18 protein-coding genes are annotated in these 25,312 nt (G+C 72.8%); 9 read left to right on the top strand and 9 right to left on the bottom strand.

The genetic code is table 11. The features are described from left to right. Positions 1-129 precede the first annotated feature (129 nt). From pknB to fxsT, 4 genes are all read left to right on the top strand, one after another. On the top strand, positions 130-2,097 hold the full coding sequence (gene pknB, locus ACFW48_RS28210; RefSeq protein WP_386319171.1) for a Stk1 family PASTA domain-containing Ser/Thr kinase: 1,968 nt from the start codon (positions 130-132) through the stop codon (positions 2,095-2,097). A gap of 215 nt (positions 2,098-2,312) precedes the next feature. Then, a complete protein-coding gene (locus ACFW48_RS28205; RefSeq protein WP_386319169.1) occupies positions 2,313-4,241 on the top strand; it encodes a hypothetical protein in 1,929 nt (642 codons plus the stop codon). Then, on the top strand, positions 4,238-5,254 hold the full coding sequence (locus ACFW48_RS28200) for an AAA family ATPase (RefSeq protein ID WP_386319167.1): 1,017 nt from the start codon (positions 4,238-4,240) through the stop codon (positions 5,252-5,254). Before ACFW48_RS28205 ends, ACFW48_RS28200 begins: the two co-directional genes overlap by 4 nt. Beyond that, on the top strand, positions 5,254-9,678 hold the full coding sequence (gene fxsT, locus ACFW48_RS28195) for an FxSxx-COOH system tetratricopeptide repeat protein (protein ID WP_386319165.1): 4,425 nt from the start codon (positions 5,254-5,256) through the stop codon (positions 9,676-9,678). Before ACFW48_RS28200 ends, fxsT begins: the two co-directional genes overlap by 1 nt. On the opposite strand, the gene ACFW48_RS28190 is transcribed toward fxsT, so the two are convergent. From ACFW48_RS28190 to ACFW48_RS28175, 4 genes are all read right to left on the bottom strand, one after another. Further along, positions 9,609-12,092, bottom strand: a complete 2,484-nt coding sequence (locus ACFW48_RS28190) for an aKG-HExxH-type peptide beta-hydroxylase (RefSeq protein ID WP_386319163.1) — start codon at positions 12,090-12,092, stop codon at positions 9,609-9,611. The two genes, fxsT and ACFW48_RS28190, sit on opposite strands and share 70 nt — an antisense overlap. Continuing rightward, a complete protein-coding gene (locus tag ACFW48_RS28185; RefSeq protein WP_386319160.1) occupies positions 12,089-13,288 on the bottom strand; it encodes an FxsB family cyclophane-forming radical SAM/SPASM peptide maturase in 1,200 nt (399 codons plus the stop codon). Before ACFW48_RS28185 ends, ACFW48_RS28190 begins: the two co-directional genes overlap by 4 nt. Beyond that, the gene (locus ACFW48_RS28180; RefSeq protein ID WP_193776210.1) at positions 13,251-13,421 is read right to left on the bottom strand and encodes a hypothetical protein; all 171 of its coding nucleotides are present in this window, start codon (positions 13,419-13,421) and stop codon (positions 13,251-13,253) included. Before ACFW48_RS28180 ends, ACFW48_RS28185 begins: the two co-directional genes overlap by 38 nt. A gap of 159 nt (positions 13,422-13,580) precedes the next feature. After that, a complete protein-coding gene (locus ACFW48_RS28175; RefSeq protein ID WP_121746571.1) occupies positions 13,581-13,901 on the bottom strand; it encodes a CU044_2847 family protein in 321 nt (106 codons plus the stop codon). Between the two features lie 95 nt (positions 13,902-13,996). On the opposite strand from ACFW48_RS28175, the gene ACFW48_RS28170 reads away from it, so the two are divergent. Then, the gene (locus ACFW48_RS28170; RefSeq protein WP_386319156.1) at positions 13,997-14,881 is read left to right on the top strand and encodes a deoxyribonuclease IV; all 885 of its coding nucleotides are present in this window, start codon (positions 13,997-13,999) and stop codon (positions 14,879-14,881) included. Between the two features lie 25 nt (positions 14,882-14,906). On the opposite strand, the gene ACFW48_RS28165 is transcribed toward ACFW48_RS28170, so the two are convergent. Then, positions 14,907-15,554 carry a sulfite oxidase-like oxidoreductase gene (locus ACFW48_RS28165; RefSeq protein WP_386319153.1) on the bottom strand — a complete coding sequence of 216 codons (648 nt, stop codon included), beginning with the start codon at positions 15,552-15,554 and terminating at the stop codon, positions 14,907-14,909. 192 nt (positions 15,555-15,746) lie between these two features. Between ACFW48_RS28165 and bfr the strand changes: the two genes are divergently transcribed. Beyond that, positions 15,747-16,250: a bacterioferritin gene (gene bfr, locus ACFW48_RS28160; protein WP_386319150.1), complete on the top strand. Its 504-nt coding sequence runs from the start codon at positions 15,747-15,749 to the stop codon at positions 16,248-16,250. On the opposite strand, the gene ACFW48_RS28155 is transcribed toward bfr, so the two are convergent. Next, positions 16,251-16,484, bottom strand: a complete 234-nt coding sequence (locus tag ACFW48_RS28155) for a bacterioferritin-associated ferredoxin (protein ID WP_386319148.1) — start codon at positions 16,482-16,484, stop codon at positions 16,251-16,253. Between the two features lie 163 nt (positions 16,485-16,647). Then, a complete protein-coding gene (locus tag ACFW48_RS28150; protein ID WP_386319145.1) occupies positions 16,648-18,000 on the bottom strand; it encodes a class II 3-deoxy-7-phosphoheptulonate synthase in 1,353 nt (450 codons plus the stop codon). A gap of 163 nt (positions 18,001-18,163) precedes the next feature. Here ACFW48_RS28150 and ACFW48_RS28145 point away from each other — a divergent pair, with 163 nt between their 5' ends. The 3 genes from ACFW48_RS28145 to ACFW48_RS28135 all read left to right on the top strand — a co-directional run bounded on the left by ACFW48_RS28145 (position 18,164) and on the right by ACFW48_RS28135 (position 23,128). After that, positions 18,164-21,001: an N-acetylmuramoyl-L-alanine amidase gene (locus ACFW48_RS28145; protein ID WP_386319143.1), complete on the top strand. Its 2,838-nt coding sequence runs from the start codon at positions 18,164-18,166 to the stop codon at positions 20,999-21,001. Positions 21,002-21,079: 78 nt separating this feature from the next. Then, positions 21,080-21,136 carry a trp operon leader peptide gene (locus ACFW48_RS28140; RefSeq protein ID WP_071528813.1) on the top strand — a complete coding sequence of 19 codons (57 nt, stop codon included), beginning with the start codon at positions 21,080-21,082 and terminating at the stop codon, positions 21,134-21,136. A 117-nt stretch (positions 21,137-21,253) separates the two neighbouring features. After that, positions 21,254-23,128: an anthranilate synthase family protein gene (locus tag ACFW48_RS28135; protein WP_386319140.1), complete on the top strand. Its 1,875-nt coding sequence runs from the start codon at positions 21,254-21,256 to the stop codon at positions 23,126-23,128. A 62-nt stretch (positions 23,129-23,190) separates the two neighbouring features. On the opposite strand, the gene ACFW48_RS28130 is transcribed toward ACFW48_RS28135, so the two are convergent. Beyond that, a complete protein-coding gene (locus ACFW48_RS28130; RefSeq protein WP_386319138.1) occupies positions 23,191-24,186 on the bottom strand; it encodes a 2-hydroxyacid dehydrogenase in 996 nt (331 codons plus the stop codon). A gap of 82 nt (positions 24,187-24,268) precedes the next feature. Beyond that, positions 24,269-25,297 (bottom strand): 6-phosphofructokinase, encoded by a 1,029-nt coding sequence (locus ACFW48_RS28125; RefSeq protein ID WP_386319135.1) that lies wholly within the window; start codon positions 25,295-25,297, stop codon positions 24,269-24,271. Between the last annotated feature and the right edge of the window lie 15 nt (positions 25,298-25,312).

Here is a 25,312-nt window from a genome sequence, read left to right as displayed (position 1 = left end):
CGCCCGTGGGGGCTCGTCGCCGTCGGCGGCCGTGCGTGGGCGTAAGAAGCGTCACAGGCGCGCTGCAGTACCGCCCCCGTTCGTCGGCGGCGACGCCGGGTGTCCGTGGTGGCTCGTAGACTCACCTGCGTGGACACGACCCTTCAGGACCCTCTCGTCGGGCAGGTGCTCGACGGCCGGTACCGCGTCGAGGCGCGGATCGCGGTCGGCGGGATGGCCACGGTCTACCGGGCCGTGGACACCCGCCTCGACCGCGTGCTCGCGCTGAAGGTGATGCACCCGACGCTCGCGACCGACGCCATCTTCGTGGAGCGGTTCATCCGCGAGGCGAAGTCGGTGGCCCGGCTCGACCACCCCAACGTCGTACAGGTGTTCGACCAGGGGGCCGAGGGGGCGTACGTCTACCTGGCCATGGAGTACATCGCCGGCTGCACCCTGCGCGACGTGCTGCGCGAGCGCGGGGCACTCCGGCCGCGGGCCGCGCTGGACATCCTGGAGCCGGTGCTGGCCGCGCTCGGCGCCGCGCACCGGGCCGGGTTCGTGCACCGGGACATGAAGCCGGAAAACGTCCTGATAGGCGACGACGGCCGGGTCAAGGTCGCCGACTTCGGCCTGGTCCGGGCCGTGGACACGGTCACCAGCACCACCGGATCCGTCCTCGGCACCGTCTCCTACCTGGCGCCCGAGCAGATCGAGCACGGCACCGCCGACCCGAGGGTCGACGTGTACGCCTGCGGCGTCGTCCTGTACGAGATGCTGACCGGCGGCAAGCCGCACGACGGGGACTCCCCCGCCCAGGTGCTCTACAAGCACCTGCACGAGGACGTGCCGCCGCCGTCGGCAGCCGTGCCGGGGATGGCGTACGAGCTGGACGAACTGGTCGCCTCGGCGACCGCGCGCAACCCGGAGATCCGGCCGCACGACGCCGTGGCACTGCTCGCGCAGGCCCGCCAGGCGCGCGGGGCGCTGAACGCGGACCAGCTGGACGCGGTGCCGCCGCGGGCGCTCGCCGGGGAGCACGACAACGCCGAGGACCGCACGAGCGTGATCCCCCGCGCGCTCACCATGCCCCGGCCGCTGCCCGTCAACGAGGACGAGAACGACGGCACTTCGGACGGGATCGCCTCGAACGGCTTCCCCGCGGACGGTGTCAACCGCACCAGCCGGCTGGCCGCTCCCCCGCCGGCGCCGCCCCGGCGCCGCCGTCCGGAGCTGCGACGCGGCCCGCTGACGATCGTCGTGGCCGTACTGCTGGTACTCGGCGTCGGCACGGGCGTCTGGTACATCAACTCCGGCCAGTTCACCAAGGTCCCGCCGCTGCTGTCCAAGACCGAGGCCGAGGCCCGGGACCGGCTGGAGGACTCCGGGCTGGACGCCGGCAAGGTCCGGCACGCCTACAGCGACACCGTGGAGCGCGGCAGGGTCATCAGCACCGACCCCGGCGTGGGCACCCGCATCCGCAAGAACGACTCCGTGTCGTTCACGATCTCCGACGGCCCCGACACCGTGAAGCTGCCGGACGTCCAGGGCTACAAGCTGGACCGGGCCCGGACCCTGCTGAAGGACGAGGGGCTGGAGCCGGGCATGGTGACCCGGGCGTTCAGCGACGAGGTCCCCAAGGGCTTCGTGATCTCCACGAAGCCGAAGACGGGCACCACGGTGCGCGCGGGCTCGGCGGTCGCCCTGGTCGTCAGCAAGGGCAGCCCGATCGACGTCCCGGACGTCACCGGCGACGACCTGGCCGACGCACGGGCCGAGCTGACGGAGGCCGGCCTGAAGGTGAAGGTCGCCGAGGAGCAGGTGAACTCCGAGTACGACAGGGGTCAGGTCGCCCGGCAGACGCCGGACCGGGGCAGCCGCGCCGCCGAGGGCGACACGGTGACGCTCACGGTGTCCAAGGGCCCCGAGATGATCGAAGTCCCGGACGTGGTCGGCGACAGCGTGGACGACGCCAAGCGGACGCTGAAGGACGCCGGTTTCCAGGTGGACGAGGACCGCGGTCTGCTCGGGCTGTTCGGCGACACCGTGAAGGACCAGTCGGTGGACGGCGGGGACACGGCTCCCAAGGGGTCGACCGTCACCATCACGATCCGCTGACGACATCACCCTCACGACCCGTTGAAGAGGCGGCCCGCCGGCCGGGGCGGGCGGGGCCGGCCGTCGCGCGCCGCGAGCGGCCGAACAAGCCGAACAAGTGGTCAACCAGCCCCGTATCACGCGCTCTTGCCCTCTCTGCTCCCACGGCGGGGACCGCTACTATGGCGGCTCCGCAGACGGTCGGGGCCTGCGGAGGCGGACGGGGGGAGGGCGTCTTGGGGGCGGAACCGGTCGTGCGGACGGCCGTCACCGACGACTGGCAGGTGAGCATCCTCGGCCCCGCCGGGAACCCGGTCGGCGGAGGGGTCATCGTCCCGCCCCGCTACGTTCTGACCTGCGCCCATGTCGTGACATCGGCCATCGGCGGACGGCTTGAGGACGACCCGCACGCCACCGTCACGGTGACCCTCAGCAGCGGACTGAAGCTGACGGGCTCCCCGGGTGGCGGGCACCGCTACACCGGCGGGAGCCACCACGAGGACGTCTCGGTGCTCACCCTGCACGGCGACCTGGGGCAGGCCAACGGCCAGTTCCCCACCTCGCACGCCCACCTCTCCACCGGCGCCTATGCCGCCAAGCGGCCGATGCAGGTCTACGGCTACCCGCAGGGCCAGCCGCACGGAGTGTGGGCCGACTGCCTGATGGCCGGGCGGGGCGGCCCGGAGTCGGCGCTGATCCAGCTGAACGACGCACCGGACACCGGCCGCAGGGTGGCCCGCGGATACAGCGGCTGCGGGGTCCGGGACGCCGCGACCTCCCGCGTCGCCGGGCTCGCCGTACTGCGCGACAAGTCGCCGGAGGCCGGCGTGACCTGGATGATTCCGCTGGAGCGGCTGGCCCGCGACTGGCCCCCCTTACGGGCGGCGCTGGCCCTGTCCGGCGACCGTCCGCCCCCGCCGCCCGCTCCCGGGCCGCCGGACCCGGACGAGGGTCCGTTCGACGACGAGGCCATGGACGACCTCTACCGGCTGCTGCTCGACGGCCGGCTCGCGATGCCCGGGCTGGTGGCGCTGCGCGACGAGGCGCTCGGGCCGGTGCGCCGCCCCTGGCAGGGCTCCCCCGAGGACATCCTCGGCATCGTGCACGACCTGCGGCACATCGCCCAGGCGGGTCGGCCGGTGCCGCCGCTGCTGACCTTCGTCGCCGCGCTGTCCCGGCGGGTCCCCGGTCCACGCGGGCAGGAACTGGCCCGTTGGGTGCGGGGGCGGGCGGGGCACTGCACCCCGGCGGTCGATCCCGGACCGCTGCTGGAGCGTCGGGTGCGTCCCGGCGGGGCGGGCACCCGGTGGACCTACGCCACGTTCCGCGTCACCCCCGCGTCGCCGAGCCGGCACTATCTGCTCGATGTCTTCAGGCAGGACGAGGGCGCCCCGCGGGAGGCGGTGCAGCAGTACACCGAGGCGATGCGGCTGGGGCGGATCGAGCGGCTCGTGGTGGACGAGATCATCCGCATGCGCCGGGAGAAGGCCATCGACTCGCCCGACCTGTTCGTGGAGTTCGTCCTGCCCCGCGAACTGCTGGGCCGGCCGGTCGACGGCCTGCCCATCACGACCCCCAGCGGCGCGGAGGTGCGTTTGGGGGTGGTGCACCCGGTCGCCGTGCGCAGCCTCGAGCGCCAGAACGCGTCGGAATGGGTCGACTGGGGGCATAACTGGTCCCGGAAGTGGGACAGGATGAAGGCATTGTCCGCACTCTCCGGAGAGGGCGTGGTGGCAGTGATCCCCGCCCGGAACCAGGACGGCTCGTCCTACGAGGCGCTGTTCTCCGCCCTGTACGCGGAGGAGGGGCCCTTGGCGCTGGTCCTCGGGTTTCCTCCGCGGGTGTCCCGCAGGCGCGCCCCCGACGCGGAGTTCGACGCGGCCCTGGACGCGGGCGTTCCGGCCCTGGTCTGGGCCCACGACGAGCAGGACGGGCAGCCCGTCTCGGGCGACCTGCCGAACCGGTTGCGGGCCGCCGGGGTGCGCACCCTGCCCGAGGAGGTGCTCCGGGCCCGCCGCGGGGAGTGGTCGTCCCGGCCCGGAGCGGCCCGGCCGCGGGTCGGGGGCGGCCTGCGTCTGGGCTTCCTCTGGGACCCCTTCGACCGGCTGCCCCCGCACACGCCCCTGACCCCACCCGCTCCCGCTCCCGGAGGTGCCCCGTCGTGACCGAGCCCGGAACCCCGCAGCCGCCGGCGTGGTGGATCTACCGCGGTGACGGCGTCCCGCACAACGGCATCGAACGGCTGCCCGATCCGCCGAGCTGGCGTCCGCTGCAACAGGGCATGCCGCCCCAGGACGAGGCCGTCGCCCCGCAGCCGGCCGACACTCGGCGGGGGCGGGTCTTCCAGGTGGACCCCGGACTGGTCGACGCGGTCAACGCGGCCCTGCTGCTGCGCCGCCCCCTGTTGCTCACGGGGCGCCCGGGCACCGGCAAGTCCACCCTCGCGCACGCCATCGCCTACGAACTGGGGCTGGGCCCCGTACTCCACTGGCCGGTGACGTCGCGCACCACGCTGCGGGACGGCCTGTACGCCTACGACGCCATCGGCCGGCTGCACGAGGCCAACCTGCGCCGCGCGGGCCTGGAGACGGGCGGCGGCACCGGCGACATCGGCCGCTTCCTGCGGCTCGGGCCCCTGGGCACGGCGCTGCTGCCGCGCCGCAGGCCGCGTGTCCTGCTCATCGACGAACTCGACAAGAGCGACATCGATCTGCCGAACGACCTGCTCACCGTCTTCGAGGAGGGCCGTTTCACCGTCGAGGAGCTGTTGCGGCTGCCACCGGACCAGCGCACCGTCCCGGTGCGGACGGCGGACGGCGGGGTGGCACCGGTGACGGACGGAGAGGTGAGCTGCTGGGCCTTTCCGGTCGTGGTGATCACCTCCAACGAGGAGCGGGAGTTCCCCGCCGCGTTCGCCAGGCGGTGTCTGCGTTACGACATCGAGCAGCCGGGACCGGAGCGGCTGGCGGCGATCGTCGCCGCGCACCTGGGCGCCGACGCGCTGGAGGAGGCGGCGCCCCTGGTGGAGGCGTTTCTCGCGGAGCAGAGCAACGGGAGTGTCGCCGTCGACCAGTTGCTGAGCGCCATCCAGCTGGCGCGGGCGGGCGCCGACGAGGACCCGGAGCAGTGGCAGGACCTGCTGCGCACCCTCTGGCGGCACCTGGAGACGGGGCCCTGATGCCGTACGAACCGCCGGAGCGCCCCGCTCCGGACGCCCGGGAGATCGCCGAGGTCCTGTGGCTCGCGGCGCGGCTGGCCCGTGCGCCCCGGGACCCGCAGCCCGCCCGGTCGGCCTCGCGTACGCCCCGGCTGTCCGGGATCGCGGGCCAGCTGGAGCCGGGGGCGCCACGGCGGCGGCGCGGTGCCGGGGCCTCGGCGGACCCGCCCGGTCAGGCGCCGGACGACAGCCGGCCCGAGGGGGCCGAACCGGGCGCCGGGGGGCCACGGCTGCATGTGCGGAGCACCGGCGCCCCGGACGGCCGGACGAGCGACCCCGTGCCGGCGCTGCCGGTGCGCTCCCCGGGGGTGCGGCCGTTGGCCAGGACGGCGGAGCTGGCCAAGGCACTGCGGCCGTTGCGGCGGCGTGCCGCGTCCAGCGTCCGGCACCGGCTGGACGAGGAGGCGACGGCCGACCGGGCGGCCGAGACCGACGTCTGGGAACCGGTGCTGGTCCCGGCGGAGGAACCCTGGCTGGATCTCGTACTGGTGGTGGACACCGGCGAGTCGATGGTGCTGTGGGACGGCGCGGTGGCCGAACTGCGCGCGGTGCTGCGCCGGGTGGGGGCCTTCCGTTCGATCACCGTGCGCTGGCTGGAGCACCTGCCCGGCGGCGCCGTGACGGTGCGCACCACCCCGCCACCGTGGCCGGACGGTGCCCCGCGCCCGGCCGCCGGCGCGGACCGGCGCCTGCACCACTCCCCGCGCGGTGCCGTACTCGTCCTCAGCGACGCGATCGGTCCCGGATGGGGGTCGGGCGCGGTGGACCGGCTGCTGGCCCGCTGGGCGCGCGGCGGCCCCACGGCTCTGGTGCAGCCGCTCGACCGGCGGCTGTGGCACCGCACCGCTCTGCGACCGCTCCCCGTCGCCCTCAAGGCCTCCCGGCCCGGCGCCCCCAACGCGGATCTGCGCACGGACGCCGACCGTCCGGGGCTGCTGGTGCCCGTGGTCGAACTCGCCCCGGCGGCCCTGCAGATGTGGGCCCGGCTGGTCGCGCGCCCGGAGAGCTCGCCGTTCCAGGGGTACGCGGTACGGGCCGACGGCGCCCCGCGTACGGAGCCGGGGCAGGGGCCGGCCGATCCGGGACCCGCGGTGCGGGACGAGCGGCTGTCGCCGCTGGACCGGGTGCTGGCGTTCCGCGCGGAGGCCTCGCCGCAGGCCTTCGAACTGGCCGGCTATCTCGCCGCCGCTCCCCTGTTCCTGCCCGTGATGCGCCTGGTGCAGCAGGTCATGGCGCCGCGCACGACTCCCTCGCACCTGGCGGAGGTCTTCCTGTCCGGCCTGCTGCACCCGGTGCCACCGGTGTCACGCCCGGCCGAACAGACCGAGTTCGACTTTCCCGAGACCGTTCGGTCGCTGCTGCTGGGTTCGCTGCACCGGCAGGAGAGCCGCCGGGTGCTGACGGCCGTGTCGGGCTATCTGGCGGAGCACTCCTCGGCGCCGTACCGGTTCGCCGCCACACTGACGGATCCGTCGCGTGAGCTGCCCACTCGGATCAGCGTCGAGAGTCTGCCGTTCGCCAAGGTCGACGCGGCGGTCGCCGACGCCCTCGGGGGCGGCTTCGCCACCAGGGCGCGCAAACTGCGGGATCTCATCTCCCGGCAGCACCGGCCCGGGGGAAGCGGTGACGCAAAGTCGCCATACGATTACGGTGTGACTGACACCACATCCACCAATGGAGCCATCGAAGCGGAAGCCGGCCGCCCCCGTCCGGCCGGGCCCGGCACCCGGACCGAGGGGACGTCCGCACCGACGGGGGAACAGTCACGGCACACTGCGGGAAGGGATCCATCCGTGGCCGAGTCCGCCTCTCACCCGGTCGGCGTCAACGGCCCCTCGAAAACCGCGCAGGCTCCGACGGGCGCGCTTCCGACGCTCACCCGTCCGATGCGCTTCGAGGAGACCGTGCCGCAGGTGTGGGGCCGGCGCATCCCGCCGCGGAACCACAACTTCACCGGGCGCAGCGAACTCATCACGCAGTTGCACGACCGGCTGGCGGACCGGCGCGCGGCCATCGTGCCGCAGGCCTTCTTCGGACTCGGCGGCGTGGGCAAGACCCAACTGGCCGTGGAGTACATCTACCGCTACCAGTCCCAGTACCAGCTGATCTGGTGGATCAACGCCGAGGACCCCGCCCTGGTCCGCTCAGCCATCGCCGCTCTCGCGCCGCACCTGGGCCTGGAGGCCGGGCCCAGCGGTGACGAGGCGCTTCCACTCGTCCTCGACGCGCTGCGCCGGGGCTCTCCCTACCGCAGGTATCTCTTGGTCTTCGACAACGCCGACCGGCCCGAGGACCTGGAGGAGTACTTCCCCTCCGGCGAGGGGCACATCCTGATCACCTCGCGCAACCAGAGCTGGGCCGGCCACGCGCACCCCGTCTCGGTGGACGTCTTCTCCCGCGAGGAGTCGGTCCGCTTCCTGCAGCGCAGGGTGCCCGGCATGCCCGCACAGGACGCCTCCCGCCTCGCGGAGGCACTCGGTGACCTGCCGCTCGCGGTGGAACAGGCCGGTGCCTGGCACGCGGAGACGGCGATGTCGGTCGACGAGTACCTGGAACTGCTGCGCGAGCACGCGGACCGGCTGCTGGACACCTCCGTCCCGTCCGGGTACCCGCACTCCGTGGTGGCGACCTGGAACCTGGCGATGGAACGCCTCGCGCGGCGCAGCCCCGCGGCCGTCCAACTGCTGCGGCTGTGCTCCTGCATGGCCCCGGAGCCGATCAGCTGGGCGATGCTGCGCAGTGCCGCGTTCGCGCCGCTGCCCTCGCCGCTCGCCGAGGCGCTGCGCGACCCGGTCGAACTGGGCCTGGCCACCCGGGAGATCGGCCGGCTCGCCCTCGCCAGGATCGACCACCGCAGCAACAGCCTCCAGATGCACCGGCTCGTGCAGGCGGTGCTCTTCAACCAGATGTCGGAGCAGGAGCAGGAGGACACCTACCACCTGACCCACGTACTGCTGGCCGCCGCCGACCCGCAGGAGCCGGAGGACAACGACAACTGGCGCCGGTACTCCGAGCTGCGGCCGCACATCCGGCCCACCCGGGCCGTCGAGTGCGACCACCGGGAGGTGCGGGACCTGGTCATCAACGAGATCCGGTACCTGTACCTGCACGGCGACTACACCGGCGGCACGGAACTGGCCGAATTCGCTCGCAAGGAGTGGCAGCAGCGGCTGGGCGACGACCATCCGCAGACGATGCGGACCACCCGGTCCTACGCCACGCTGATCCGCAACTTCGGCCGCTTCGACGAGGCCCGGGAACTCAACGCGGAGCTGCTGGTGCGGGCCCGCCGCGTGTTCGGCGAGGACCACGAGGAGACCCTCGCCATCGCCAACAGCAACGCGGCCGACCTGCGGGTGCTCGGCGACTTCGAGCAGGCGACGGAGCGGGACGCCGACACCCTGGAGCGGCTGACCAGGAGCTTCGGCCGGGACTACCCGCTGGCGCTGATGTCCGCCGCCAACCACGCGCTCGACCTGCGGCTGCTGGGCCGCTTCCAGGAGGCGCTGGAGCTGGACGCGGACACCTACCAGCGACGGGTGCGCATCTTCGGCCCCGACGACCCCGTCACCCTGGTGGTGGCCGCCAACTACGCACGCGACCAGCGGGAGCTGGGCGACTACCGGGGCTCCACCGAATCGCTGCGAACGCTGTACCCGAAGCTCCGCGACCGGCAGGGCCGCGAGCACCCCGCCACGCTCGACGTGGCGAAGAACCTCGCGGTCTCCCTGCGCGCGATGGGCGCCTACGAGGAGGCGTACGACCGGTCCTCCCGGACGGTGGAGCGCTACCGGGCCAGGTACGGCGAGGGCGACCTCAACACGCTGGCGGCGGTGGGCAACTACGCCATCGACCTGCTGCTGCGCGGCGAGCTGGAGGACGCCGAGCGGCTGGCGGCGCAGACCGTGGCCGGGTACGAGCAGTTGTTCGGCGCGGACCATCCGTACATGCCGATGACCGAGACGAACCACGCTCTGGTCCTCAGCGCGCTGGGCGAGCACGAGCGGGCGCTGTCCCTGAACCTCGCGGCCTACGAGAAGCTGGCGGCCCGCTTCGGACCGGAGCACAACTGCACGCTGCGCTGCGGGGTCAACCTCGCCAACGACCTGCACACGGCGGGCCGCCACGAGGAGGCGGCGCAGGCCGACGGCCGGCATCTGGAGGCGCTGCGCTCCACCGTCGGGCCCGATCATCCGGTGACCCTGGTCTGCGGCGGCAATCTCGCGCACGACCTCGGTGCCCTGGGGCGCCGGGACGAGGCCGAGGCACTGCTCGACGACGTCCTGACCCGCTTCTCCCGAACCCTGGGACGGGACTACCCGGTCGCCGAGGTGTTCGCCAGGGGCGAGCGGGCGTTCTGCGACATCGAGACGCCCGTGTTCTGAGGGGGTCGCGCCTCGGCGGCGGACCCCGCCCCGGCCGCAGGCCCCGCCCCGGCCGCGGGCCCCGCCCCGGCCGCGGGATCCTCCTCGGCCACGGGCCTTGCCCCGGCCGCGGGCCGCGCCCCGGCCGCGGGATCCTCCTCGGCAACAGGCTTCGCCTCGGCGGCGGTCCCCTCCTCGGCCACGGGCCTTGCCCCGGCCGCGGGCCGCGCCCCAGCCACGGGATCCTCCCCGGCAACAGGCTTCGCCTCGGCGGCGGACCCCTCCTCGGCCACGAGCCTTGCCCCGGCCACGGGCCCCGCCCCAGCCACGGGATCCTCCCCGGCAACAGGCTTCGCCTCGGCGGCGGACCCCTCCTCGGCCACGAGCCTTGCCCCGGCCGCAGGCCCCGCCCCAGCCACGGGATCCTCCCCGGCGGCGGGCTCCCCGCCGACCGCGGAGTTTCTACCGGCCACGGAGCCCCTACCGGCCGCAGGCACCCCACCGGCCACGGAGCCCCTACCGGCCGCGTGCGCCCCGTCAACCGCAGGCACCACGCCCGCCGCAAGCACCCCGCCAACCGCGGACTCCCTACCGGCCCCGGGCGCCCCACCAACCGCAGACTCCCCGCCGGCGGCGCCCACCAACCAGGACGCCAGCGTCAGCGGGTCGGGTGGGCGCGCCGTGGGCTCGTCCGGCGTCGTCCCTTCCCGCGCGGCGAGCCGCAGAAAGAGGTGCCGGACGAGTTCGGTGCGCCGGCCCAGGACGCCGGCGCCGGGCAGCCCCTCCTCGGCGGCCGCGGCGGCGAGCTCCGCCCACCGCTCCACCCGGTGCGGCCCGGCGGCCACCGCGTCCGCGGCATCCCGCGCCGGCAGGGCCCGCTCGGCGCCCCGCTGCCGCGCCGCCCACCGCCCGAACTCCGGCCCCGGCCCCGCCACCGCGCCGGAAGCCGCCCGTACGTCGTCCGCGGGCAGCGGTCCGGCCGGGCTGCCGGCCCGCCACAGCGCGGCCAGCCGCTCGGTCCCGGCCTCGTCGACGGCCGCCCAGCGCAGCCGCCAGACCGCCTCGTCCCCCGTCTGCACCCGGGCGACCGCCCGCACCAGCCGCGCGCCCTCGCTCCCGCCCGCGCCCCCGTCCCCGTCCCCGTCCCGCACGGTCTCCGCGAGCCGTTCGAGGAAACGGGCACCGAGTCCGGTGAGCCGGACGTGGGCCTCCGCCTCCGCCAGACCGCGCTCGACGTGCGCCCGGGTCTGCGTCACGCGCCACGCCGCGTCGGCCTGTTCGGGTCCGTGCCGCGTGCCGCTGCGGTCCCGCCAGAACGCCAGGTCGCCGAGGTGGGCGTAGATGCCCTGGAGCAGTCCGCCGGGAGGGCGCGGGTCGGGACGCCACGGCGCGTACAGCCAGGGCCGGCCTCCTGGTTCGTACAGGGTCACCAGGTCGGTCAGGGCGCTCAGTTTGCTGTGCTGGAACTCGTGCAGCAGGGTCAGCGCCAGCCTCTCGGGGTCGGCGGGCCAGGAGGTGAGCACGGTGCCGAAGGCGTGCCGTGAGGTGGCGGACGCCACGCCGCGCGCCGGGGCCGGCAGGGGCACGATGCCGTTCAGCCCGGCCGCGAGTTCCTCGGCGCGGCGCGGATGGCGCTCGACGAGCAGCTCCCAGGCCTGCCGCAGGAGTCCCTGCCAGGCCGCCGGCCCGGCGCTCGCCGTCTCCAGTGCGGGCAGTCCCGGTGCGGCGGTCTCCAGCGGCAGCCGGAGCGTCAGCCCCCGGTGCCGGGCGTCGAGCACGGCGACGGGTTGCCAGCCGTGCCCCGCGCGTGACGGGTCGCGCGGCAGGACCCGTTCGTCGCCTGCGGTCAGGACGCGTACCCGGCAGCTGCCGGACGGCGCGGCCGAAGCGTCGGCGTCGCCGCCCGCGACCGGTTCGCCGCAGGCCGGGTTCCCCGAAGCGGGGCCGGGCGGGGCCGGGGGCCGCTCGGCCGCGGCCGGGCTCTCGACCACGACCAGGGCCTCGCGCACCTGGCCGAGCCCGGTGACCGTCCCCAGCCCGGGCAGTCTCAGCCGCCCCTCCCGCACCGGCACGGCGATCCGGGACGGGTGGGCCGCGCGTACCGCGGCGAGGACCGCGAGGGCGGCGAGGCCCCGGGTGGCGCACCCGCCCCGGCGGTGCGCCGGGCAGTCGCGCAGGGTGTGGGCGGCCCAGGTGCCGAACGCGGGGCCGTCGATCACCGACCGGGTCACGTCGGGAGCGACGCGTTCGACGCCCGCCAGCAGGTCCGCGGCCGGCTCGGCGGCCCCTCCGCACGGACCGTCCAGGGCGCGTCGCAACAGCAGGAGGTTGCGGCTGCGCCGGGCGCGGCGCAGCCGCACCACCGCCGACCGCCCGCCCTCCCCCGCGGCGAGGGCGTCGAAGACGTCGTCCGGGAGGACGCACGGGCCGATCACGCCGGCGCCGCCGAGCGGGCGAGCCAGCGTCTGATGTGCCCGATGAGCAGGAGCAGGTCGGTGCAGTAGACGGTCGGGGCACGGTAGCCGGAGCCGGGCCGGTAGCGGTGGCCGTACTCGCCGCCGCCGCAGACGGACAGCTCCGGGCAGCGCAGGCACTGCTCGGACAGGGCGCGTTCCCCGGCCTGCCGGGCGGCGAATCCCGGGTGCAGCAGGACCTCGTCGAAGGAGTTCCGGAAGACGTCGAGGCCGCTCTCGGAGGCGCCGTCGGGTCCGGTGCGCAGGGTGTCGTTCTGGTGGACCGCCCCGTCGGCCTCGACGAACACGGAGACGGTGCTGGTGATGCCCACCCAGTCGAGCCTGCTGTGGCCGCCGAGCACCGTGTGCAGCAGTTCGTCGAGGATCCGCACGGAGGTCTCCTTGTGCGGCGCCCCGGCCCAGCGGTCGAAGACGGCGGCCAGCCATCGCCCGTACGCGCCGGCCGGCGCCGGTGGCCGGGCACCCCAGTGGCCGTGCGGCAGCAGGAAGTCGATCAGCGGCGGCCGGGTGGCCAGCAGCGACTCGTAGACGGCGACCGGGTCCGCGGCGGCGTCCACGGTGCACAGCAGGCCCGCGTACAGCTGCGGGTACGTGCCGGACAGCAGGCGCAGTCCCGCCATCACGTCGTCGTACGACCCGCGGCCCGCCGGTGTACGGCGGTGCGCGTCGTGCGCCCGCCGGTCGCCGTCCACGCTGACGCCGACCCGCACCCGGTGCTCGGCCAGGGTGTCCAGCATGCGGGCGTCGAGGAGGGTGCCGTTGGTCTGGACGGTGAACTCGGCCTCGGTGCCCTTCTCCTGGACGGTGCCCCGGACGGTGCGCACGGCCTCGGCGACGCCCTCGGGCCCGGCCAGCAGCGGCTCGCCGCCGTGCAGCACGATCCGGACCTGCCGCAGCCCGTGGCGCTCCGCGTGCTCCGCGATGCGCTGCGCCGTGCGGCGAAGGGTCGCCGGGCTCATGGCGAGGGGCTGACGGCGCCAGGTCAGGTCGCCGTGCTCGTAGATGACGCAGTAGTCACAGGCGAGGTTGCACCGGCTGCGCGTCTTGAGGACGAACTGGCGCAGCGGGGCCGGCCGCCAGCCCTCGGCGAGGAGTGCCGCGACGTCGACCGCCGGTTGGTCAGGCGCTCGCCTGCCAGCTGGTGTATTCGTCGTCATGGGACTCTGCGGCCTCCGTCTGCAGCCGCTCCAGGGCCACCGCCAGTACGGAACCGGGAAGCGCGCGCAGTTGGTCGACGGTGAATCCGGCGATGTCCGGCAGTCCGCACTCGACCCCCGTGGTCTCTTCCATGCCTTGGCCCCCTCCTGCTTCCGGGACGTCCGGCATCCGGCCCCGCGCCACGGTACTCCGGCCGCAAGGGCATGGTAGGCGGATCCCCCGGGGCGCGGGAGAGGGCCTCCGTCGCCCGGCGACGGATCCGGACACCCGGTCCCCGGGCACGCCGGCCCGCTACCTCTCCCACACGGCACGCACGATCAGATGCGCCTCTCCCGTCGCCTTGGCCACGATCGCACCTGCCTCCCCGCTCAGCTTCACCCCGAACTCCAGTTCCAGCCGTTGCGGGGCGACGTCGAGGGACGTCATGCGCGCGTGTGCCTCGGCGGCCATGCGCCGGATGCCGTCGAGGGCCTCGCCGAGCCCTTCCTGGGCACGCCGGACCACCGTGCTTCCGTTGACCGAGATCTCCTGGAGGCCGTAGACGTCCTCGTCGACGGGTTCGACCAGGACCCGGCCGCCGTTCGGCAGCGCGAAGCTGACGACGTCCCCCATGTGCGCCCTCCCCTGGCTCGGCAGCGCCGGTGCGCTGGTGCAGTCGTACCCTGATCCGGGGTCCGCCCACACGTCCTGGCATCCTTGGTCCGGTCATGAGTACCGCATCTTCGTCCTCCCGTATGCCGCGCAACCCCGTCGGCGGCCACGTCCCCGTGGCCGGCGGCCTGCACTCCGTGGGCCTGTCCTACGCCCGTGAGCTGAAGGCGGAGGCCGTGCAGGTCTTCGTCGCCAATCCGCGCGGCTGGGCCACGCCGGCCGGCAGTCCGAAGCAGGACGAGGCGTTCCGGGAGGCCTGCGCGGCCGGGTCGCTCCCCGCCTACGTGCACGCTCCGTACCTGATCAATTTCGGCTCGCACACCGAGGCGACGGTGGAGCGGTCGGTGGATTCGCTGCGGCACTCGCTGCGGCGCGGGCGGGCGATCGGGGCGCTCGGCGTGGTCGTGCACACGGGCAGCGCGACCGGCGGCCGGGAGCGGTCGGTGGCGCTGAAGCAGGTGCGGGAGTACCTGCTGCCGCTGCTCGACGAGCTCACCCACGACGACGACCCGTACCTGCTGCTGGAGTCGACCGCCGGCCAGGGCGCCTCCCTGTGCTCGCGCACCTGGGACTTCGGTCCGTACTTCGAGGCGCTGGACGCCCACCCGAAGCTGGGCGTGTGCCTGGACACGTGTCACATCTTCGCGGCGGGGCACGACCTGACCGGCCCGTCGGGCATGCACCAGACGCTGGATCTGCTGGTGGACACGGTCGGCGAGGGCCGGCTGAAGCTGATCCACGCCAATGACTCCAAGGACGTGGCCGGGGCCCACAAGGACCGGCACGAGAACATCGGCGCCGGTCACATCGGCGAGGACCCGTTCCGCGCGCTGATGACCCACCCCGCGACCGAGGGCGTACCGCTGGTCATCGAGACACCGGGCGGCAAGGAGGGGCACGCGGCGGACGTGGAGCGGCTGAAGAAGCTGCGCGACGGCTGACCCTCATCGGGGGTCGTACGCGAGATCAGAGCTCGGGGCCGTCCCCGGGCTCCTCCTGGTAGGAGTAGCGCTGCTCCTGCCACGGGTCGCCGATGTTGTGGTAGCCGCGCTCCTCCCAGAAGCCGCGGCGGTCGGCGGTCATGTACTCGATGCCGCGGACCCACTTCGGGCCCTTCCAGGCGTACAGGTGCGGGACGACCAGCCGGAGCGGGAAGCCGTGCTCGGCGGTGAGCAGCTCGCCGTCCTTGTGGGTGGCGAAGAGGGTGCGCTCGGCGGCGAAGTCGGACAGCCGGAGGTTCGAGCTGAAGCCGTACTCCGCCCACACCATCACGTGGGTGACGGCGGGCGCGGGCGGGGCGAGGTCCAGGATCGTGGCGGCCGGAACGCCGCCCCACTCGGAGCCGAGCATGCTGAACTTCGTGACGCAGTGCAGGTCGGCGACGACCGTGGTGTAGGGCAGGGCGGTGAACTCGTCGTGGGTCCAGCCGTGCTTCTCGCCGTCGGCGGTGGTGCCGAAGACCCGGAACTCCCAGCGCTCGGGGCGGAACTTGGGGACCGGCCCGTAGTGCGTGACCGGCCAGCCGCGCTGCAGTCGCTGTCCCGGTGGGAGCTCGAACCGCGACGCTCCTTCCGAACCGCCTTCTCCCGATTCGTGTCCCGCCGGCTGACCCATGCCTCCATCCTGACAGACCCGGACCGATGCCCCTGACCCGCCCCACTTACATTCGGGCAAACGCGTACAAGCTCTCCCAATCACGACTAAGCCTGCACTTACTTACTAAGTCAAGACTTACTGGACGATCTTCGATGCCGGTGCAATCATGCGGCGCAACACGCCAGTTCCCGTTCGAAGGAGCGTCAAGCGATGCAGGGCGACCCCGAGGTCATCGAGTTCCTCAATGAGCAGCTGACCGCCGAGCTCACGGCGATCAACCAGTACTTCCTGCACGCGAAGCTGCAGGATCACAAGGGCTGGACCAAGCTCGCGAAGTACACGCGCGCGGAGTCCTTCGACGAGATGCGCCACGCGGAGGTGCTCACCGACCGCATCCTGCTCCTGGACGGCCTGCCGAACTACCAGCGGCTCTTCCACGTACGGGTCGGCCAGAGCGTGACCGAGATGTTCCAGGCCGACCGGGAGATCGAGGTCGAGGCGATCGACCGGCTGCGCCGCGGCATCGAGGTGATGCGGGCCAAGAACGACATCACGTCGGCCAACGTCTTCGAGGCGATCCTCGCCGACGAGGAGCACCACATCGACTACCTGGACACCCAGCTGGAGCTGATCGAGAAGCTGGGCGAGTCGCTCTACCTGTCGACGGTCATCGAGCAGGTCCAGCCGGACGCGTCCGGCCCCGGCTCGCTCTAGCTAGGCCGCTTCCGGGAACTCCGCGAGGACCGGTTCACCCTGGTCGGCCAGTTGCCGGCGGGGGCAGGCGCCGCGTCCGAGCAGCGCCTGGATGCGCCGTACGCAGCCACCGCAGTCGGTACCGGCCTTGCAGGCGGAGGCGATCTGCCGGGGCGTGCAGGCGCCGGCTTCCGCGTGGCCCTTCACCTGTTCCTCGGTGACACCGAAGCAGCTGCAGACGAACACGCGGTTCACCTCCCGAGCGGGTACAAGGTCGTGCCGTACCGACGACCGGAGGGCCCGACTGGTCGGTGAGGCAAACCTAACCTTACCCATCACGCAAGGTCGGCAAAAGTGGAGGGGGCGCGGATCCTGTGTGACCCGCGCCCCATTTCCCGACCCCCGCGGGGGCGGACCGTCACTGGTCCCGGTACATCTCCGCCACCAGGAACGCCAGGTCGAGCGACTGGCTGCGGTTGAGCCGCGGGTCGCAGGCCGTCTCGTAGCGCTGGTGCAGGTCGTCGACGAAGATCTCGTCGCCGCCGCCCACGCACTCGGTGACGTCGTCACCGGTCAGCTCCACGTGGATGCCGCCCGGGTGGGTGCCCAGCGACTTGTGGACCTCGAAGAAGCCCTTGACCTCGTCGAGCACGTCGTCGAAGCGGCGGGTCTTGTGGCCGGAGGCCGCCTCGTAGGTGTTGCCGTGCATCGGGTCGGTGATCCAGGCGGCGGTCGCGCCGGACGCGGTGACCTTCTCCACCAGCTCGGGGAGCTTGTCGCGGATCTTGTCCGCGCCCATGCGGACGATGAAGGTCAGCCGGCCCGGCTCACGCTCCGGGTCCAGACGCTCGATGTACTGCAGCGCCTCCTCGGCCGTCGTCGTCGGGCCGAGCTTGATGCCGATCGGGTTGCGGATGCGGGAGGCGAACTCGATGTGCGCGTGGTCCAGCTGCCGGGTGCGCTCACCGATCCACACCATGTGCCCGGAGACGTCGTACAGCTGCCCGGTGCGCGAGTCGACGCGGGTGAGCGCCGACTCGTAGTCGAGCAGCAGCGCCTCGTGCGAGGAGAAGAACTCGACGGTCTTGAACTCCTCCGGGTCCGTGCCGCAGGCGTGCATGAAGTTCAGCGCCTGGTCGATCTCCCGGGCGAGCTGCTCGTAGCGCTGGCCGGAGGGCGAGGACTTCACGAAGTCCTGGTTCCAGGCGTGCACCTGGCGCAGGTCGGCGTAGCCGCCGGTGGTGAAGGCGCGCACCAGGTTCAGCGTGGACGCCGACGCGTGGTACATGCGCTTGAGCCGCTCGGGGTCCGGGATCCGCGCTTCTTCGGTGAAGTCGAAGCCGTTGACCGAGTCGCCGCGGTAGGTCGGCAGCGTCACGCCGTCGCGGGTCTCGGTCGGCTTCGAGCGCGGCTTGGAGTACTGGCCGGCGATGCGGCCCACCTTCACCACGGGCACGGAGGCGGCGTACGTGAGGACGGCGCCCATCTGGAGCAGCGTCTTCAGCTTGTTGCGGATGTGGTCCGCGGACACGGCGTCGAAGGCCTCGGCGCAGTCGCCCCCCTGGAGGAGGAACGCCTCTCCCTTGGCGACGGCCGCCATCCGGGCGCGCAGCTGGTCGCACTCGCCCGCGAAGACGAGCGGCGGATACGACTCGAGGTCCGCGATCACTGCGCGCAGAGCCTCGGTGTCGGGGTACTCGGGCTGCTGCGCCGCGGGCAGGTCTCGCCAGGTGTTGCCAGCGCTCGGGCTGGTCTTAGCGTTCACGGTCACCCCTCAACCCTACGGGGTCGTGTCACGTGGTTTTCGTACGGCTCGACAGGTGAGACGGCACCCCGGTGCGGGCCCCGGGACGGGGGTTGGTAACCTCACGCGCTCTTGAAGTTTGAATCACAGACATCTCACATACATACCGAGCGCATATCAGGGGTGGGACTTGAGCGCGGATCATCGCAGAGACCGCAAGAAGAAGAGACTGCTCGTCTACGGTGTCGCCTCAGTCGTCGCCGCGGCCACCACGGCCGGCACCCTGGCCCTGGCCTCGCCGGACCTGCTCGGCTCGGACAGCGCCAAGGCGGCCGCCGCCCCGGACGTCCGACTGCAGGCCGAGTTCGAGCGGGCCGCGGAGGAGTTCGACGTCCCGCAGAGCGTGCTGATGGCGGTCTCGTACCGGCAGACGCGCTGGGAGGACCACGACGGGCTGCCGAGCACCACCGGCGCCTACAACGTGATGGGGCTCACGGACGTCGACCCGGAGAACCTCGGGGACGGCGACGCCGACGAGCGCGAGCACCAGCTCGAGCACATGAACCGCAGCGGCGACCCGGCCATCGAGAAGAACTTCGACGCCGAGAAGGCCCTCGCGAGCCTGCGCGAGAAGCCCGTCGACACGAGCGACCCGCGGCTGCACACCCTGGACGAGGCGGCCGAACTGATCGACGCGTCGTCCGAGGAGGTGCGGAGCGATCCCGGGGAGAGCATCCGGGCGGGCGCCGCGCTCCTCGCCAAGTACCAGGAGGACGCCACCGGCTCGCTGCCCGAGGACCCCGGCGCCTGGTATCCGGCCGTGGCCCGCGCCAGCCAGGCCACGGACCACAAGGGCGCGGAGCTGTTCGCGAAGCGCGTGTTCGAGTCGATCAAGACCGGTGAGCGGCGCCTCACCGTGGACGGCCAGTACCTCACCCTGCCGGCCGACCCGGCGGTGGAGCCCGACCGGGGCACCGACTTCGACCTCGCGGCGGCCTACACCGCCGAGGCCGCCGCGACCCCCGACTGCCCGACCGGCCTGAACTGCGACTTCCGCCCCGCCGCGTTCAAGCAGAACAGCAGCAGCCTGGACGACTGGGGCAACTACAGCGTCGCGAGCCGCCCCGAGGCCGGCCACGAGATCAACTCCATCCTGCTGCACGACACCGAGGGCAGCTACGAGAGCGCCCTGGGCGTCTTCCAGAACTCCCGCACGTACGCCAGCGCGCACTACCTGATCCGCGCCTCCGACGGCCTCGTCACCCAGATGGTCGAGAACAAGAACGAGGCGTGGCACGCGGGCAACAAGTCCCTCAACATGCACTCGATCGGCATCGAGCACGAGGGCTACGCGATCAAGGACGGCAGCTGGTACACCGAGCCGCAGTACGAGTCCTCGGCGGCCCTGGTCAAGCACCTGGCCGGCAAGTACGACATCCCGCTGGACCGTGAGCACATCATCGGCCACGACGAGGTGCCGGGCGTCCTGGACGCCAAGGTCAGGGCCCAGCACTGGGACCCGGGCCCGTTCTGGGACTGGAACCACTACATGGACCTGCTGGGCGCCCCCACCGGTGCCGAGGGCCCCGGCGGCCCCTACAAGGCCGGGCAGGTGATCCGGGTCGTACCGCCGTTCACCACGGCGAACCAGCCGAAGCTCACCAACGGCGGGTCCGCGGTCGCCGAGCAGCCCGCGAACTTCACGTACCTGTACTCCTCGCCGACCACCGGCTCGGCCACCCTCAGCGACCCCTACCTGGGCAGCCAGACCTGGACCGAGGGCTGGAACTGGGCCAACAAGGTCGTGGCCGGCGGCGAGTACGTCGTCGCCGAGGCGCGGCAGGACTGGACCGCCATCTGGTACGGCGGCAAGAAGGCCTGGTTCTACAACCGGGGCGGCCAGTTCGCCACGGCCGTCGGCACCCCGGACGTGATCACGCCCAAGGCGGGCGCCGGGACGGTGCCGGTGTACGGGCGCACGTACCCGGAGGACAGCGCGTACACGGACACCGGAGTGGACGTCCAGGACCAGAACACCGCGTCGCTGACCAAGTACGGCGTCCTCTCCGGGCAGAAGTACACGCTGGCCGGGTCGGCCATCAACGGCTCGTACTACAACAGCGGCAACATCGACGGCTCGGGCGAGGGCTCCCGCACGGTGGTCGTGGGCGACACGGTCTTCTACCCGATCCGCTACAACCACCGGCTGGCCTGGGTCCGCGCCTCGGACGTCCAGGTGGTCAAGGGCACCGCGCCGGACCCGGGCACGAACCGCTACGACATCCTCGGCCGGGACTCGTCGGGCGTGCTGTGGCAGTACCAGGGCACCGGCAGCGCGTCCTCCCCGTTCTTCGGGCGCTTCCGCATCGGCGGCGGCTGGAACACCTACAACGCGGTGACCACGCTGACGGCGCTGCGCGCGGACGGCACCGGTGACGCGGTGGCCCGCGACAAGAGCGGGGTGCTCTGGTACTACAAGGGCAGCGGCGACCTGACGGAGCCGTTCCGCAAGCGCACCCGGGTCGGCGGCGGCTGGTCCGTCTACGACACCATCACCGGCGCCCGGGACCTCACGGGTGACGGCAGGCCCGACCTGGTCGCCCGCGACAAGAGCGGCGTCCTGTGGCTCTACAAGGGCACCGGCGACACCGCCGCGCCCTTCGAGTCCCGGAGCAGGATCGGCGGCGGCTGGTACGTCTACAACACGCTGGCCGACACCGGCGACATCACGGGTGACGGCAGGCCGGATCTGGTCGCCCGCGACAAGAGCGGCGTCCTGTGGCTGTACCGCGGCACCGGCGACGCCACGGCGCCGTTCGAGGGCCGGACCCGGGTCGGCGGCGGCTGGTACGTCTACGACGAGCTGAACGGCCCGAGCGACCTGAACCGCGACGGAGTGCCGGACCTGGTCGCCCGCGACAAGGACGGCGTGCTCTGGCTCTACAAGGGCACCGGCAGCTCCACGGCGCCCTTCGAGTCCCGGAGCAGGATCGGCGGCGGCTGGAACATCTACAGCATGATCGTCTGACGCCGCTCGGCGCCGCGGCACGTCCCGGGATACGGAACGTGCCGCGGCGCCGCCGGGGGATGCGCTAGGGTCGGCCGCATGTTCGCGCACTCGACCCAGAACTGGTGGTGGACCGCTCATCCGGCGGCCCACTGACTGCGCGTAACGAAAGACTTCGCGAAGGCCGCCCGAGGGGCGGCCTTCGGTGTTTTCGCGACCGGGGCCGTTCCTCCCACCGAGAGTCTCGACGAGAGACCGAGAGGGACACCGACCATGACACCGCTCGACGGCCTCCTGGCCGACCCCCGCCCGTTCGCCCTGCTCCGCCGCCGCACCCCGGGCCGTGACCACGACACCGTGGAACTGCTGCTCGGCCCGGTGACGGAGCACGACAGACTCGCCGGCCTGCCCGACGACGGGCTGGCACTCGTCCCCTTCCGGCAGATCCGCGAGCGGGGCTTCGACGTCCGCGACGACGGCACGCCGCTGCTGGTACTGACCCCCGAGGAGCGGTACGACATCCCGCTCACCGAGGCGCTCGACCGGCTCCCCGCGCACGAGGTCCGCGTCGAGGGCGGCGGCTTCGACGTCGGTGACGAGGAGTACGCGGAGATCGTCGGGCGGGTGCTGGACGAGGAGATCGGAGGCGGCGAGGGCGCCAACTTCGTTATCCGGCGGACGTACGAGGGGCGGGTCCCGGGGTTCGGGAGGGCCGACGCGCTGGCGCTGTTCCGGCGGCTGCTGGAGGGCGAGCGGGGCGCGTACTGGACGTTCGTGGTGCACACCGGGGACCGGACGCTGGTCGGGGCCAGCCCCGAGGTGCACGTGCGGATGTCCGGCGGCACGGTCGTCATGAACCCGATCAGCGGGACGTACCGCTACCCCGCCGAGGGGCCCACCCCCGAGCACCTGCTCCGCTTCCTCGCCGACGGCAAGGAGATCGAGGAGCTGTCGATGGTGGTCGACGAGGAGCTCAAGATGATGTGCACGGTCGGCGACATGGGCGGCGTGGTCGTCGGGCCGCGGCTGAAGGAGATGGCCCACCTCGCGCACACCGAGTACGAACTGCGCGGCCGCTCCTCACTGGACGTGCGCGAGGTGCTGAAGGAGACGATGTTCGCGGCGACGGTCACCGGCTCGCCGGTGCAGAACGCCTGCCGGGTCATCGAGCGATATGAGCCCCTCGGGCGGGACGGCGTGGGGCGCGGCTACTACGCGGGGGCGCTGGCGCTGCTCGGCCGGGACTCCGGCGGCGCCCAGACCCTCGACTCCCCCATCCTCATCCGTACCGCCGACATCGACGCCGCCGGGCGGCTGCGGGTGCCGGTCGGCGCCACGCTGGTGCGGGGCTCGGACCCGGCGGGCGAGGTCGCGGAGACCCACGCCAAGGCGGCCGGGGTGCTGGCGGCCCTGGGCGTACGTCCGGCCCGGCCGCGTGCGGAGGCCGGGCGGCCGAAGCTGGCCGACGACCCGCGCGTGCGGGCGGCGCTGGACGGGCGCCGGGCCTCGCTGGCGCCGTTCTGGCTGCGGATGCAGGAGCCGTCGGACGCGCTGGAGGGCCATGCCCTGGTCGTCGACGCGGAGGACACCTTCACGGCGATGCTCGCGCACGTGCTGCGCTCGTCGGGGCTCACCGTGAGTGTGCGGCGCTACGACGAGCCGGGGCTGCGCGAGGCGGTGCTCGGGCACGAGGGCCCGGTGGTGCTGGGGCCCGGCCCCGGTGATCCGTCCGACCCCACCGATCCCAAGATGCGCTTCCTGCGCGCACTGACCGCCGAGGTGATCCGGGAGAACCGGCGCGGCGTCCTCGGCGTCTGCCTCGGGCACGAACTGATCGCGGCGGAGCTGGGGCTGGACATCGTCCGCAAGGAGGTGCCGTACCAGGGGGCGCAGACCGAGATCGACCTGTTCGGGCGGCGGGAGACCGTCGGCTTCTACAACAGCTTCACGGCGCGCTGCGACGACGGGGCGGCCGCTGAGCTGGCCGCGCACGGCGTGGAGGTGAGTCGCTCGGCGGGCGGCGAGGTGCACGCGCTGCGCGCCGCGAGGTTCGCGTCGGTGCAGTTCCATCCCGAGTCTGTGTTGACGTTGAACGGTCAGGCAATCATCGCGACGCTGATGGCCGAACCGCTGATTCGACGGCCGTGACCTTCTGCCGCATGCCGTTGTTGTCATGACGGATTGCTCCCCGCACGCGCGGGGATGGTTCGTCAGCTCCGCGGTACCAGCACGTTCTCCGAGCGGCGGCCTTCGCGGTAGTCGAGGACGTTCTGCACCGTGGCGTCGACGATCTGACCGACGGCGTCCTCGGTGTAGTACGCCTGATGCGAGGTGACCAGGACGTTCGGGAAGGTGACGAGGCGGGCCAGGGTGTCGTCGGCGATGGCCTCCAGGGACTTGTCGAGGAAGAACAGGCCCGCCTCCGCCTCGTACACGTCCAGGCCCACTCCGGTGAAGCGCCCCGCGCGCAGCTCGCCGACGAGCGCGGCGGTGTCGATCAGGCCGCCGCGGCTGGAGTTGACCAGGATCGCGTCGTCCCGCATCGACTTCAGGGCGGCCGCGTCGATCAGGTGCCGGGTCTCGGCCATCAGCGGGAGGTGCAGGGTGACCAGGTCGGACTGGGCGAGCAGCTCGTCCTTGGGGACGTAGCGCATGCCCAGCTCCATGCAGGCGGGGTTCTCGGCGACGTCCCAGCCGAGCAGCCGCATGCCGAAGCCGTGGGCGATCCGGGCGAAGGCCTCGCCGATCTTGCCGGTGCCGAGGACGCCGGCGGTGCGGCCGTGCATGTCCCGGCCCATCAGACCGTGCAGGCGGAAGTCGAAGTCCCGGGTGCGGGTGGAGGCACGCACGATACGGCGGTTGACGGCCATGGCGAGGGCCCAGGCGAACTCGGCGACCGAGTACGGGGAGTAGTACGACACCCGGGCGACGGTCATGCCGAGCCGCTCCGCCGTGTCGAGGTCGATGTTGTTGAAGCCGGTGGAGCGTTGGGCCACCATCCGGGTGCCGCCGGCCGCGAGGATCTCCAGGACGCCCGCGCCGAGGTCGGCGTTGACGGAGGTGGAGACGATCTCGTGGCCGGCCGCGATCGGGGCGGTGTCCTCGTTGAGGAAGACGTCGAGGCAGCGGACCTCGTCCTGACCGAGGAAGGCCTGCTCGATCAGGGGCTTCTCGTCGGCCTGGACGCCGAAGGCCAGGATCTCCATGGCCGCTCCCGTTCTGCTGGGCTACGGGCCGAATATACGGCGCCCCGCCCGGAGCCGCCGGTCAGCGGTCAGCGGTCAGCGGTCAGCCGAAGAAGACGCCGACCTCCTCGTACAGTTTCGGGTCGACCGTCTTCAGCCTGGCCGTGGCCTCCGCGATCGGGACGCGGACGATGTCCGTGCCGCGCAGCGCGACCATCTTGCCGAAGTCGCCGTCCCGGACGCAGTCGACGGCGTGCAGACCGAAGCGGGTGGCGAGCCAGCGGTCGAAGGCGCTGGGCGTGCCTCCGCGCTGGACATGACCGAGCACGGTGGTCCGGGCCTCCTTGCCGGTGCGTTTCTCGATCTCCTTCGCCAGCCACTCACCCACCCCGGACAGCCGGACGTGTCCGTAGGAGTCCAGCGACTGGTCCTTGAGCACCATGTCGCCGTCGCGCGGCATCGCCCCCTCGGCGACGACGACGATCGGGGCGTACGAGGCCCGGAACCGCGAGGTCACCCAGGCGCAGACCTGCTCGGTGTCGAATCGCTGCTCGGGGATGAGGATGACGTTGGCGCCGCCGGCCAGGCCGGAGTGGAGCGCGATCCAGCCGGCGTGCCGGCCCATGACCTCCACGACCAGCACGCGCATGTGGGACTCGGCGGTGGTGTGCAGCCGGTCGATGGCCTCGGTGGCGATGCCTACGGCCGTGTCGAAGCCGAAGGTGTAGTCGGTGGCGGACAGGTCGTTGTCGATCGTCTTGGGTACGCCGACGCACGGCACGCCGTACTCGTCCGCGAGGCGGGTGGCGACGCCCAGGGTGTCCTCGCCGCCGATGGTGATGAGCGCCTCGACGTCGAGCCCCGCGAGATTCTCCTTGATCCGCCGGATGCCGTGCTCGTGCTGGAGCGGATTGGTGCGCGAGGAGCCGAGGATGGTGCCGCCGCGGGGCAGGATGCCGCGGACGGCCGGGATGTCGAGGCGGACGGTGTCGCCCTCCAGCGGACCGCGCCAGCCGTCCCGGAAGCCGACGAAGTCGTAGCCGTACTCCTGTACGCCCTTGCGGACGACGGCCCGGATGACGGCGTTGAGCCCGGGGCAGTCGCCGCCTCCGGTCAGTACTCCGACCTTCATCACGTAACCCCTTTG

It is taken from the genome of Streptomyces sp. NPDC058812 (assembly GCF_042744565.1).
Lineage (GTDB): Bacteria > Actinomycetota > Actinomycetes > Streptomycetales > Streptomycetaceae > Streptomyces > Streptomyces thinghirensis.
This window is presented reverse-complemented; position numbering and strand designations above follow the sequence as displayed.

Coding starts and splice junctions, on each gene's coding strand:
- ACFW48_RS28130 (WP_386319138.1), bottom strand. CDS start 24,186: ATGGAGATCCTGGCCTTCGGCGTCCAGGCCGACGAGAAGCCCCTGATC.
- bfr (WP_386319150.1), top strand. CDS start 15,747: ATGCAGGGCGACCCCGAGGTCATCGAGTTCCTCAATGAGCAGCTGACC.
- ACFW48_RS28135 (WP_386319140.1), top strand. CDS start 21,254: ATGACACCGCTCGACGGCCTCCTGGCCGACCCCCGCCCGTTCGCCCTG.
- ACFW48_RS28170 (WP_386319156.1), top strand. CDS start 13,997: ATGAGTACCGCATCTTCGTCCTCCCGTATGCCGCGCAACCCCGTCGGC.
- ACFW48_RS28185 (WP_386319160.1), bottom strand. CDS start 13,288: ATGACGACGAATACACCAGCTGGCAGGCGAGCGCCTGACCAACCGGCG.
- ACFW48_RS28165 (WP_386319153.1), bottom strand. CDS start 15,554: ATGGGTCAGCCGGCGGGACACGAATCGGGAGAAGGCGGTTCGGAAGGA.
- ACFW48_RS28125 (WP_386319135.1), bottom strand. CDS start 25,297: ATGAAGGTCGGAGTACTGACCGGAGGCGGCGACTGCCCCGGGCTCAAC.
- ACFW48_RS28175 (WP_121746571.1), bottom strand. CDS start 13,901: ATGGGGGACGTCGTCAGCTTCGCGCTGCCGAACGGCGGCCGGGTCCTG.
- ACFW48_RS28180 (WP_193776210.1), bottom strand. CDS start 13,421: ATGGAAGAGACCACGGGGGTCGAGTGCGGACTGCCGGACATCGCCGGA.
- fxsT (WP_386319165.1), top strand. CDS start 5,254: ATGCCGTACGAACCGCCGGAGCGCCCCGCTCCGGACGCCCGGGAGATC.